General features: G+C 44.3%; 15 protein-coding genes. 6 read left to right on the top strand and 9 right to left on the bottom strand.

Translation table 11 applies throughout. The annotated features are described in order from the left end of the window. Window positions 1-38: 38 nt before the first annotated feature. The 3 genes from CHU92_RS08415 to CHU92_RS08405 all read right to left on the bottom strand — a co-directional run bounded on the left by CHU92_RS08415 (window position 39) and on the right by CHU92_RS08405 (window position 1,220). Entirely contained in the window at window positions 39-416 is a 378-nt protein-coding gene (locus CHU92_RS08415) for a hypothetical protein (protein WP_129583036.1), read from the bottom strand. Between the two features lie 202 nt (window positions 417-618). Then, window positions 619-909: a SemiSWEET family sugar transporter gene (locus tag CHU92_RS08410; protein WP_094414541.1), complete on the bottom strand. Its 291-nt coding sequence runs from the start codon at window positions 907-909 to the stop codon at window positions 619-621. A gap of 83 nt (window positions 910-992) precedes the next feature. After that, window positions 993-1,220: a hypothetical protein gene (locus tag CHU92_RS08405; RefSeq protein ID WP_094414539.1), complete on the bottom strand. Its 228-nt coding sequence runs from the start codon at window positions 1,218-1,220 to the stop codon at window positions 993-995. A gap of 138 nt (window positions 1,221-1,358) precedes the next feature. Here CHU92_RS08405 and CHU92_RS08400 point away from each other — a divergent pair, with 138 nt between their 5' ends. Both CHU92_RS08400 and CHU92_RS08395 read left to right on the top strand, forming a co-directional pair. Continuing rightward, window positions 1,359-2,897, top strand: coding sequence for an FAD-dependent oxidoreductase (locus CHU92_RS08400; protein ID WP_094414537.1), 1,539 nt, complete (start codon window positions 1,359-1,361; stop codon window positions 2,895-2,897). 76 nt (window positions 2,898-2,973) lie between these two features. After that, on the top strand, window positions 2,974-3,291 hold the full coding sequence (locus tag CHU92_RS08395; RefSeq protein WP_129583035.1) for a hypothetical protein: 318 nt from the start codon (window positions 2,974-2,976) through the stop codon (window positions 3,289-3,291). A gap of 167 nt (window positions 3,292-3,458) precedes the next feature. On the opposite strand, the gene CHU92_RS08390 is transcribed toward CHU92_RS08395, so the two are convergent. The 5 genes from CHU92_RS08390 to CHU92_RS08370 all read right to left on the bottom strand — a co-directional run bounded on the left by CHU92_RS08390 (window position 3,459) and on the right by CHU92_RS08370 (window position 5,871). Then, window positions 3,459-3,728, bottom strand: coding sequence for a hypothetical protein (locus CHU92_RS08390; RefSeq protein ID WP_094414533.1), 270 nt, complete (start codon window positions 3,726-3,728; stop codon window positions 3,459-3,461). Window positions 3,729-3,795: 67 nt separating this feature from the next. After that, window positions 3,796-4,101: a hypothetical protein gene (locus CHU92_RS08385; protein ID WP_094414531.1), complete on the bottom strand. Its 306-nt coding sequence runs from the start codon at window positions 4,099-4,101 to the stop codon at window positions 3,796-3,798. Window positions 4,102-4,124: 23 nt separating this feature from the next. Further along, on the bottom strand, window positions 4,125-4,979 hold the full coding sequence (locus CHU92_RS08380) for an SDR family oxidoreductase (RefSeq protein WP_094414529.1): 855 nt from the start codon (window positions 4,977-4,979) through the stop codon (window positions 4,125-4,127). Window positions 4,980-5,161: 182 nt separating this feature from the next. After that, complete coding sequence (locus tag CHU92_RS08375) at window positions 5,162-5,617, bottom strand: DUF892 family protein (protein WP_094414527.1); 456 nt, start codon at window positions 5,615-5,617, stop codon at window positions 5,162-5,164. A gap of 2 nt (window positions 5,618-5,619) precedes the next feature. Next, window positions 5,620-5,871 carry a hypothetical protein gene (locus tag CHU92_RS08370; protein ID WP_094414525.1) on the bottom strand — a complete coding sequence of 84 codons (252 nt, stop codon included), beginning with the start codon at window positions 5,869-5,871 and terminating at the stop codon, window positions 5,620-5,622. A gap of 222 nt (window positions 5,872-6,093) precedes the next feature. On the opposite strand from CHU92_RS08370, the gene CHU92_RS16105 reads away from it, so the two are divergent. Together CHU92_RS16105 and CHU92_RS16100 are read left to right on the top strand one after the other, a co-directional pair. After that, entirely contained in the window at window positions 6,094-6,426 is a 333-nt protein-coding gene (locus CHU92_RS16105) for a hypothetical protein (RefSeq protein ID WP_243389575.1), read from the top strand. A 30-nt stretch (window positions 6,427-6,456) separates the two neighbouring features. Further along, the gene (locus tag CHU92_RS16100; protein ID WP_243389574.1) at window positions 6,457-6,945 is read left to right on the top strand and encodes a hypothetical protein; all 489 of its coding nucleotides are present in this window, start codon (window positions 6,457-6,459) and stop codon (window positions 6,943-6,945) included. Here the strand turns inward: CHU92_RS16100 and CHU92_RS08360 are convergent. After that, a complete protein-coding gene (locus tag CHU92_RS08360; RefSeq protein ID WP_094414523.1) occupies window positions 6,935-10,666 on the bottom strand; it encodes a metallophosphoesterase in 3,732 nt (1,243 codons plus the stop codon). The genes CHU92_RS16100 and CHU92_RS08360 overlap by 11 nt on opposite strands. Window positions 10,667-10,694: 28 nt before the next feature. Here CHU92_RS08360 and CHU92_RS08355 point away from each other — a divergent pair, with 28 nt between their 5' ends. Continuing rightward, complete coding sequence (locus CHU92_RS08355) at window positions 10,695-11,753, top strand: Pycsar system effector family protein (RefSeq protein ID WP_094414521.1); 1,059 nt, start codon at window positions 10,695-10,697, stop codon at window positions 11,751-11,753. Between the two features lie 64 nt (window positions 11,754-11,817). Further along, entirely contained in the window at window positions 11,818-11,988 is a 171-nt protein-coding gene (locus tag CHU92_RS08350; RefSeq protein WP_207759821.1) for a hypothetical protein, read from the top strand. Window positions 11,989-12,077: the final 89 nt, after the last annotated feature.

Here is a 12,077-nt window from a genome sequence, read left to right as displayed (position 1 = left end):
TTCTTTCATTCAAAACAGACAACTTTTTTATATCGAACTCACGTTATAATAATAAAGCTTTCAATAGATATATGGCATATTTCAGAAAATACCTGTGACAGTGTCCTGTAACTTTCATCCAGCTTTTCTGAGAGATATGTCGATATTTTTACAAGGGGTATGTCATTGTAGTGCAGCATCCCCATAATTGCATCTTTAATACGCTGTACCAGTATGGCTTTTTGGTTGTCTATAACCTCAATTCCGTATTTATTAAGTTCTGCCATCAGGGAGCGGTACTTTTCCATGGGGATACTGTCTGCAAACTGCACACAACCCATACCTGTAATGCGGTAGTCCAGGTTAAACTTATCAAGCTGTTCCCGCAATATCATCCTACACGTGGTTTCCAGGTTATATTTTACAAATAAATTCATTATAAGGAGTGGTTTTAGTTTAATAAATAAATGTAAGGAAGAACCATTTCAAAGAATGTTAATAATAAGGTATTTAGCAAGAAAATAACAGTTAATGTTAAATTGTACTAACTATAAATTCTCAGTTACCCTATTTGTGGGGGCACATACTTACGCTGACGGTGCCGGCACTATATTTCCTGGCCCCCTGCTTATCGTTGGGTTAAAAATCCTGGTGTTTCGCGCTCTCCCTGTTTTGATACATGCTATAAAGTTTCATGAACAGTATTATGCCGCAAAGCGTCCCTGCTACAATATTGGCCAGTATAACAGGGATATCATCACGTAATACGCCGTAAACTGTCCATAGCGCCATTCCTGTAAATAGCATTGCATACGTGGCCCATGACAGGCTTTTGGTAGAGCGCGTGCGTATCACTTTTATAGTTTGCGGTATGTTGGCGGCTGTAGTCAGCACAGCAGCACCCAATCCCAGAATCTCAATCAGGTTCATTCCGAATATATTAATGAGTTATTTATTTTTAGTATGGCAGTTTTATGATGATGCCTTCCGTAAGCTTCATGGAGGAGTATTTATCATTTTATCCGGGCTTCATATTTGTCTTTAACTTGTTGGCTTATATAGGTGCTCAGCCCCTGTCCTTCTTCTGCCAGTTCCTTCATTTTATCAATTATCCTTTTGCCTGCGCTGGCATAAGTATAAAGGTAAACGGCACCATGCCCGAATTCTACTTTAATGTTATCATTGCCGGCCTCATAACCTGTTACGCCGGAATTTCCTTCTTTGTTCTTATACTTCTTCATGGCTTACTTTTTATAAGGAACGTACTTAAATTTAATCATACTAACAGTGGTATCATTAGAAATTAACTCTTGATTAACGCGCGGTTAACAGCGCCCTGCAACAATTGTAACTACCTTTTGGTTACTAAACAATCAATTATGGAAACAGGAAAATTATTTAATGGTACAGGCATGGAATCAATATGGAAATCCTATTCTTCGGGCAGCGGCTTCCCGGCACTTGACGGCGACACAACAACCGATGTTGCCATAATAGGCGGTGGTATAACCGGCATAACAACCGCGTTACTGCTGAAAGAAGCGGGGTATAATGTTGTTGTGGCCGAATCATACAGCGTGGGGGGCGGCAGCACCGGCAGCAGCACCGGCAATTTATATATAGCGGTGGAAGAAGGATTTGATACTATTAAGTCTAAATATAATGCTGATACCCTCAATACAGTGCTTTCAGCACGCAGGGATGCTATGGAGCTTGTAGCACAAAATGTGTCACAGTTTGGTTTAGACTGCGATTTCAGAAGGCAGACATGGTACCTGTACGCTGCAAATGAGGAGAACATCGATAAGGTGAAAGGAGAGTTTAAGGCCGCGCTGCAGGCAGGCGCTCCGGCTGAGGAAGTACTGCCCGGTGAGTTGCCTTTTCCTGTTGTAACAGGTTTCAGGATAGGGGGGCAGGCTAATTTTAATCCGCTACGGTATGTGCAGCAGCTCGCACAAGCAATACATGATGAAAAATGCCGCATTTATGAGCAAACCGCTGTAATAGCTGTTGATGATGAAGATGAAAAAATAAAAAAGGTACGCACTCACAAAGGCACTATCCACGCCCGGTATGTGGTGCATGCCACGCATACGCCAAAAGGGGTGTTCCTGGATTTTCATTCACTGCTGGGGACTTACCGTGAGTATGGCGTAGCGGTAAAACTTGCATCAGGCTCCTATCCTGAAGGCATAATGTGGGGCTATTATGAGAGGAATGAAAGATACTCTGCCCGCTCCTATGAGCATAATGGGGAAAAGTACCTGATGGTGATAGGGCAGACGCATGAAGTGGGGCAAAAGGAGGACAATAATGAAAATATTGCACACCTGGAAAAGTTTTTAAGGGAGCATTTTGATGTGGAAGCAGTGACCAACACCTGGGGCGGGCAAAACTATAAGCCGGCTGACGGACTGCCCTACATAGGAAGAAAAAGGAAGGGTTCCGATGTATTTGTTGCTACCGGATTTTCAACCGACGGGCTTACCTATGGCACGCTTTCCGCTATTATAATACGCGACCTGATTACAGGCAACGAAAACGACTATACCCGCCTGTTTGATGCCACCCGGCATAACCCGCTAAAGGCTGCCGGTAAGTTCATAAAGGAAAATGCAATCAATGCAGCTGTTACATTTAAGGACTATGTACTTTTTAAAGACGCTGAAATTGCTGATATACCCACCGGTGAAGGACGTGTAGTTGAAGTTGACGGGAAAAAAGTAGCGGTGTATAACGAAGCATCAGGAAATGTAAAAGCCTGCTCGGCCGTATGCACGCACATGGGCTGCCTTGTACACTGGAACAGCGCTGAAAAAACCTGGGACTGCCCCTGCCATGCCTCACGCTTCAGTACTGACGGTGACGTCATAGAAGGCCCTGCTTTTACACCCCTTGAAAAGCTGCAGGTGAGGTAGTTAAATATTGGTTAACCTTATTTCCTTTAGGATTTTTAAGGCTTACCTTTATAATAATAACTTAAAAGAATCCATTATGAAAAAGATACTCGTAACACTGGCTGCCGTACTTGCATTTGGGGTAGCATCTGCACAGGTGCCCCCCGGACAGCCCCAGCAAACCCAGCCTGACCCAACGGGAACAACGGCTGATGACCGGGCCAAAAAAGATGCAGATGTGCAAAATGATGTACTTGACCCTGCCAAAGCGCCACAGGGCAACCACGTAACGCCCCGTAAAGATGAAATTAAAACACGGGACCATGTTAAAAGTACACCGGACCCGGCAACAGTTAAAGACAGTACTGACAACAGGAAAAAAAGCCAGAAAAAGTCAAAGCGGAAAACAGCATAAATATGCTGGGACACAAATAAATCAGGAACTGTTTCCTTCAAAAGTGCTTTAACGGGCACTTTTGGCATTCTGTTGAAGGAAGCATGCCATGTATTTAACATGCAGGGGATGCTTCATTTGATATACAATATCCAGAATGACATCCTGAAACAGTTCCTGATTTGGTTTTACATAAATCCGTTCTTGTCAGGATTAGTATCTGTCCGTATTATATTCCTTCCTTCCCTTACCGGGGTGCTTTTGCCGTGGTGCAGGCTTGTATGGCCATGTACATAAACCTCCTTGTTTACATTTTTAGGAAAGGTTGCCAGTTCATCAGGATTGATGACAGCCGGGTCGGGTTCATAAGCAAGCCACGGGCTCCGGGACCCGGGCTCTTGATTTGTGGTATCCGGGTATATTGCACCCGAAAGCCCAGATGTAGTGTTTTCTTCCATAACCCATTGATTTAGAATATAAATATACGGAAAAATTAGCTGCCCTCGCTTTTTCTGCCCCATAAAATTACATGAATCCCCCGTCATTATCGGCGGTAGTATCGGTGCGGGTTATGTTGCGGCCGTCCCTGACCGGTGATGATTTCAGGTTAACAGCCCTGCTTTTGCGTTCTTCCTCAGTGTCCGGGTCATCATTTTTAACTTCGTCAGGAAATGTAGCCAGTTCATCAGGGTTTATTACGGCAGGGTCATCCTCAGGCAGCATCCCGTCCGGCTTTTTCTGATTTTCGTTTTGATTTTTCAGTTTGCTGTTATCCCTTGTGAAGTTGATCTCTTCACCCTGTCCGTTGTTCTTATTTTTGTTGGTTTCCATATCTGTTTTATTTAATTTTTTTATTATCCCCCTACCACTTCGCCGCCATTAACATGTATTATCTGCCCTGTAATGTATGATGCGTCCCTGCTGGCCAGGAAAACATATGCGGGGCCAACTTCTGATGGCTGCCCGGCACGCTTCATCGGTACGCTCTGGCCAAATTTTTCAACTTCTTCCCCTTCAAATGTTGAAGGTATAAGCGGTGTCCAGATAGGGCCTGGAGCTACACCGTTCACCCGTATGCCCTGTTCTGCCAGCATAGCTGATGCAGACCGGGTAAAAGATACTATAGCTCCTTTGGTGCTGCTGTAGTCAACCAGGTGCTCACTTCCGCGGTAAGCGGTAACCGATGTTGTGTTTATAATGCTGTCTCCTTCGCCCATGTGGCCCAGGGCCTCTCTGGTTACATAAAAAAACGGCAGTATATTGGTTTCAAAAGTAGTGCGTACCTGTTCGCCGGTAATATCTTTAAATGCTTTCTTAGGGAACTGCATTGCCGCATTGTTTACCAGTATGTTGAGCCCTCCAAGCTGCCCGGCAGCCTGTTTTACAGCTTCTTTGCAAAAAGCCTCATCCTTAAGGTCGCCTTTTATAAGGACGCATCTCCTGCCTTCTTTTTCAACCATTTCCCTGGTTTCTGTGGCATCTTTATCTTCCTCCAGGTAAACAATGGCCACATCGGCCCCTTCGCGGGCAAAATGTACGGCTACGCTGCGGCCTATGCCACTGTCGCCGCCGGTTATAAAGGCTTTTTTGCCTTCAAGCCTGCCGCAGCCTTTATAATCCTGGCGTATTACTTCAGGTTCCGGGCGCATTTTGTGTTCATCACCCGGCTGGCTTTGTGTTTGTTCAGGGAACGAATCAGGTTTTTCCATAGCTATATTTTTTTAGTGGATTGACGGTATTTCTTTTACAGTATCAGGATGATCCTGTTCCAGCAGCTCTTCTTCCTGCTCTTTATCATTTAAGGTTTTTATCATGGCTAAATCTCTTTATCTGCTGCTTCGGTGTTTATATGCGATTCTGCTATTGCCGTCAGTACTATATCGGTATACTTTTATTCGTCAAGTGTCAGTTCCAGCAACGGTATGGCTTCCTCTTCGCGCAGCGCTATAGCATAAGCACGCATGGTACCATAACACGCAATTTCATAATGCCCCATTTTCTGTAGCACAGATATTATACCTGCATCGCGCACAACCCCAGCCCTGGTGGCCGTGATTATGTCTCGTACTTCTTTTAAAAAGCAGGCCAGCGCTTCATAAGGCTCTGCGACGGCTTCAATACCGCTTATGCTGAATATTCTTTGAAGCCGGTTCACATGCGACAGGTTCTTCACCCTGTGCTCTTTAAGAGCTGCTACAAGGTCAGCCGAATAGCAGGCATCAATAACAGAGGCTATAATACCTGACATTTGCTGCTCTGCCCAGTAAAGTTGCCGCAGCTGCTTTTCAAAAAGTGCCCTGAGTTCGTGCATGCCGGTATTGAGGCTTTTTGCCACTGTTGATATCATGTTTACAGTTTTTTTGTATCACCATCCCCGTCAATAGTATCTGTCGGGGCTCCGGTTTCCAGCCCGTTGCCTTCGGTATTGTCATTCCTGCTTTCAGGAAATTGATTGTCCCTGTTCTCATGCTGTACACCCTGAATATCTTCATTATGTATATTCTTGCCCTGCGGTGGTTTGTCCTCAGATTTATTCTTGCCGCATGAAAATAATGCCAATAAAATGGCTCCAATGCAAAATAGTTTTTTGTTTGCCCTCATCGTATAGTCCTTTTATGATAAAGATACCAATACAGGAGCGTAAGGGTTAGATAATTAACTCTTGATTAACGTACTTACTGACTTTCTTGTGCAGGTTTGATTTAAAAAAGCAGTCTTTTGTCAGTCAGTATTCTGACAGCAGGCTGAGCCATCTGTAAATTAGAAGCAATTTATTATTTAATTCAGGCGAACTGTGTAACTTTACATCAAAAGCCAGTTTTCATGAAATGCGCTATAGTACCTTTCTTATTATTAACACTTGCCTGCACTGCCGGCTCCGGTATACTTATCAGGGTAGCCGCATTGCCACTTAGTGAAGTTTCCGGCATTGAATATACCGGTAATGCGCTGTGGGCTATAGAAGACAGCGGCAATAAAAATATACTATACCGCCTTTCGGATGCGGGAGAAATTACGGCACAAATCGCCATTGCCTGTAAAAATAAAGACTGGGAAGATATTACTTCTGATACCGAAGGAAATCTATACATTGGCGATTTTGGGAACAATGATAACGACAGGGACGACCTGGCTATATATAAAATCGGCCATTGAAGCCTAGCAGGAGAGGTAGCAGAGGCTTCTTTGGTCATAAATTTTTACTATCCGGAGCAGAAAGATTTCCCACCCAAAAAATCGGCCAGGTACTTTGACGCCGAAGCATTTTTTGAATACCAGGGCTATTTCTATATTTTCACAAAGAACAGGAGCGCGGGCTTTAATGGGGACCTCACGGTATATAAAGTGCCGAACGCGGCAGGCAGGCATGCTGCTGAAGCCATAGGCAATTTAAATACCTGTGGCGTGTATAAAAAGTGTGCAGTTACAGGAGCCGATATCAGCCCGGACGGCAAAACTGTGGTACTCCTTGCTGGGGACAGGATAGGGTTGGTAACGGGTTTTACTCCGGAAAACTTTGGTGCAGCTGAAATGGAAGAACACGAGTTAGGTCATTTTTCACAAAAAGAAGGAATTTGCTTCAAAGATGGCAGTACGCTATTTATTGCCGATGAGAAAGATAAAAAAAGCGGGGGTAACCTTTATAAACTCAGTTTGGCAGAATTCAGAAAGTAAATCCCATGGCAAAGGCCAGCCGTGTACCGTCTGATCCATAAAAACAAAAAAGCCTGGCCGTAATAGCATCAACCCCGCTTAAAAAAGCGCCACCGCCTATAGACTGATGCCATTTTTGGGAAGTATCGTCTGAAACCCATACACGCCCATAATCATAACCTCCGTAAAGGCCGTATTTCAAAGGAATAAAACTACTCTTCCATGTCCCTATGGTATACCGGAGGTCAGTACTCTGGAAAAATGAGTGTCTTCCGGTAAATCGCTCGCGGCGGTAGCCCCTGAGGTCATTATCACCACCCAGGGTAGCGCCCTGGTAGAATTCATAATTATTGTTAAAAATAAATCTTCCTCTCAAAAGCGTGTTTATTACCAGTTTATCATCCGGCGTGATCTTGTGCACTACGCGTATGCCTGCCGTGGTATGCAGAAAGTTGTTATTCATTTCATCAAGGCTGGCTGTCCATCCACCGGTAAAATTAAAGCCCATACCAAGCGCTGGAAGCGCCGGGTTATCATAATTTTCAAAGCTATACCTGGCATTGATACCGCCAAACTGGCGATGTTCAAAAAGGTAATCGCGCACAGCACCGGGCTGGTTGATAAAACGGCCGGAAGTGCCGTCTATCTCAATAGTTTCAAAACTGGCCTGCAGTTCAGCAAGGCTGCCGTTCCTGCTCTCGGTAAAGATAGAGGGCGCCACGCGGAAAACCTGTAGCTTCACGCGGTTGTAATTCATGCCCAGGCCGTCATCAAAATTCGGAGTCTCATTGCCTTGGCCAAAATAATTGATGCTGAAATTTGGGCTGGTATATGTGGCATCTACTGCAAAGTTCCACTTACTCGCTATATTCATAAATGTCCCGCGATAAATAAGTTCCCAGCCATACGTGGCAAAGTAATAATTAGCCTTTACTGAATGTTTTTGCGAATAGGGCCTCCGGTTAAAATTATTAACAGTGTAGTTGAGTATCCCGCCCAGTTTCACTCCGTCATCTGGGTTGAACCCCACGTAAGGATAGGCAGCTGCCACGTTGTACTGTGGCTTTTTATAATCATACATATTGGTTTCATAATCATCAGTAAGGACAAGGCTGGTGCGTGTGTCGGTAGTGTATGTGTTCGCCTTGCTCTTAAAATCATACAGCTTTACCTTTTTGCCATTTTCAATAGTATAGGTGTCATGGTTCTGGCCGCCAAGCAGCCTCAGGTATATCGGCCTTTTGCCGGGCTGGCCTTTAACTTCAAAAATATCATCATCATCAAGCCCGTATATCCATAATTCTTTTGTTTTTGTACTGCTGTAAGTCTTGTCAAGCAATAGCCCCGCATTCTCGTTTTTCAGGCTGTACATCTGCACACGCGTTTCACCGCCAGGCATGCGTGTAATCATAAACTTTTCTTTTTTATCAGTTCCTGCCACCACTACAGTGCGCAACAGTGTATCCCTGTACTCAAGGGCATATTTATCTAATTTATCGCGCCTCGACCTCAGGCTGGCCTTCAGCTGTTCAATGGTGCCGTCCTTTACTTCGTCCGGCAGGTCAGCAAAAGCATTGTCAATAGCTTCATCAGTAAGGTTCTGCTTAATATAGTTGGCCTGCTCAGTCCAGTCCTTCTCCTCTGCTTTTACAATCATGGCCAGATCCATGGGGTAGGCTACTTTATTAAGCCATTTTACATTCCTTATTTCATCTTTATAGGTTTGCATCTGCCGCAACGCCGGGATGTTAAGCAAAACCCACAGCAAAGCCCCGTCGTATTTTACAAATGACTGGTCATGATCTTTAGGTATAGGCCTATAGATTACCTTGCCATCATTTTTAAATTCTGCCCACTTCCACTGGTCACCATGCCTGTCCCAGTCGCCAATGAGCATATCAAAAAGCCTCGCCCTGATATACATTTGTTCGTCAATGCGGTACTTAGGGTCTTTAGCGAGGTTTTTTAATACATCTTTTGTGTCTTCGATGTCGTCAGGGTTGCCGAAGCTTTTAAGGTTCTTCTGTTCCCTGCCCGCATGCTCATCAATCACATACAGTTCATTGCCATATTCTTCATTAAATATGCCTAGGGCATTCTGCTTCGGCACGTAATACAACTTAGGGTTGCTGTGGTAAAGCCCCGCGCTGCCAGCCAGTTTTGCTGTCGTATACGGTATGTACGGATGTGCTGTTGTATAAAAATCCATTAGGAAATCTTCGGCAAATGTATTTTCAAATGCATCGCCCATATACCGGTCTTTAAATGCCACTGCCTGCAGGAACTTGGTGGCGCTTTTCCGCAGCCCCCTCATAGCATATTCCTTGCCTGTACTGTCAGCCAGCCTAAGCGACAGGGTTTGGTGGCCACCACCTGCTTTCAGCGGCTTCAGCCCGCCATAAAGCGTGTCGAGTAATACGGTTTTTGCCTTAATCGGCATAGTGTAATACCTGCGGTAGTGTTTTCCCAGCAGGACATTGTGCAGCGTACTCCTGTTATCCATGTATGCCGGATAAACAGAGGTGCTTACAGAATCAGGATAAACAGCTGGGTAAATTTTAAGTTCAGGATTAGGCTTTACCAGTATTTTGTGTTCAAACAACTTATCCTCTTTTCCATCCTTTACTGCAAAATACGATACCTCGCCAGTACCGTCATCATTGATGTCCAATACCGCGTATCCGGCACCACCATATGAAAAGTCATTGTCATAAACAGCTTTGGCAGCTTCTTTTTTTGAGCCGGAGCCGCTTATAATCTGGTGTATGTTATTGTGGTTTATGTATTGCAGGTTATGGTCGTGTCCGGATACTACAATAACATTATCGCGCCCTTGTATAAGCGCTTTTATACGGTTTGAGAGTGTCCGGTACACCCGGCTTTGTATGTCTTGGGTGCTGTACCCTGAAGCTCTCCGCACTATATTGATAAGTGTACCCAGTACCGGTACCGGCACATGGTATTTAAGTGGGAAAAGCTGTTTCCTTAGCGAGAACTGCCCGCCGTGTGCGCCGTTACTCATCAGAGGATGATGTATGGCAAGCACTATAACCCTGTCCTGGTTTTTATTGAGCAGGCTTTCCAGCTCAGTAAAAAGGTCTTCACGTGTTTTTATAGTGCAGTCATCGTTTATAGTAGGATAATTGTCCCAGTCCTCAATATACCACTGGCTGTCAATGGCTATTACAGTCAGTTTGTCATTTACTTTAACATCGGTAATACCACAGCCCTTACCCGGCAAAAAAGCATCTTTGCCAAGTATTGCCTCAATAAATTTTTCCTGCTCCTTAAGGCCATTATAGCCGCTATACCAGTCGTGGTTGCCCGGTATAAAATACGTTTTGCCAGGGAAAAGCCCTGCCAGTTCCATTTGTGCTTTCAGGCTGCCTTCAGCATCTTTTCTTTTAGCGCCGTCTTTTTTAACAGGCATCCCATAGGGGTATATATTATCTCCAAGGTACAGCAGGGACGTATTTTCACCTTCCTTTTCAAGGTTGCGGCCTACTGCCGAAAGGACCTCGTGTGTATCAGGCCCGTTGGCGTAACCTGCATCGCCAATGAGGTAAAATCGGTGAAGCGGTTTTTGAGGTTCATCATAGGTTATAACAGTTTTATAAGGCCCTGTGGCAACACCGTACCGGGGCTTGTAGGTAGCGCACCCGCTTACCAGTAACGCCATACACCCGTACCGCAGAATTTTAATATTTCCTTTAGCTTTAGTTCTAACCCAAAAGAATTTCATAAATTGGTAGTATTAATTTTTGTACCTCATGGATATTGTTAAGGAAGCTGAAAACTATGTATATAATTTATTCAAAGATAAACTATCGTCAGAATATATTTACCACAATTATAATCATACTTTACGGGTTGTAAACGATGTTAAGAAAATTTTAGCAGCTGAAGGTGTTAAGGGTGATGATGAAGAAGCGCTGCTGCTTGCTGCATGGTTTCATGATGTGGCTTATGTGGAGGGTAATGAAGGCCATGAAGCACGTAGCGCCACAATGGCTGCTGAGTTTCTGCATTTGCAGGGATACCCGCAAGTTAAAGCTGAAAGAGTGGCACAGCTTATTGAAGCAACCCGTATGGATGCCGAACCCGTTGACCTGGCCGCGCAGGTACTTCGGGATGCTGACTGTGCCCATTTTGCGGACAGCAATTATGCAGGCTTGTCGGAACTTTTAAGGGAAGAATGGCGGCTCACACAGGGAAAGGTATATACCGACCTGGAATGGGCTATCGGTAACAGAAAAATGCTGCTGAACGGGCACCGCTTTTATACCCAGTTTGGAAAAGAAATGTTACAGCCGTTAAAAGAAAAGAACATAACAGAACTGCAGGTGCGTATAAATGCATTGCAGTCTGGTGGTAAAAAATCTTCAAAAGATAAACTGAATAAAAAAAAACTCGAAAAAATCGACCGGCCCGACAGAGGTATTGATACTATGTTCCGAGTAACGCTGAACAACCACACGCGCCTGAGTGAAATTGCGGATAGTAAGGCAAACATATTGCTCTCAGTTAATGCCATCATTATTTCTATTGCTTTAACTACGCTGCTGCCAAAGCTCGACAGCCCGGGTAATGCGCACCTTGTTACCCCTACGCTTATCCTTATGAGCTTTAGCGTGGTGTCCATAATTTTTGCCATACTTTCCACAAGGCCTAAAGTAACCAGTGGCACCTTTACGCGGGATGATATTGCAGCTAAAAAAGTAAACCTGCTTTTCTTTGGTAATTTCTATAAAGTACCACTCGGGGAATATGAATGGGCTATGCACGAAATGATGAAAGACAGGGATTATCTTTATAATTCNGAAAAATGATAAACCACAGATTGAGTATAACAAGCCTTTGACTGGTAACATACGGGACACCCTCAAAGAGTTAATGCAAAAGGAACTTGAACAGCTACCCGACACCCTCAAAGAACTTGAACCCGTGCAACGGCTGAACATACTTTGTAAACTTATTCCGTATGTATTGCCAAAGGTTGAAAGCGTTACCCATAAGCTGGGCGAACCCGAAAGCGAAACGGGAAACAACGGGTTTAAATGGTAAGTTCCTTACTGATTTAGGTTTCATTTTCTCAAAATAAATTTCAATGCCAAAGCCCCATACATTCCCAACCCTATACAATGAAGCGTTGC

The organism is Flavobacterium cyanobacteriorum (genome assembly GCF_002251835.1).
In the GTDB taxonomy this organism is placed as follows: Bacteria; Bacteroidota; Bacteroidia; order Flavobacteriales; family Flavobacteriaceae; genus Flavobacterium; species Flavobacterium cyanobacteriorum.
The sequence above is the reverse complement of the archived record's forward strand: the minus strand, read 5'-3'. Positions and strand labels throughout refer to the sequence as shown.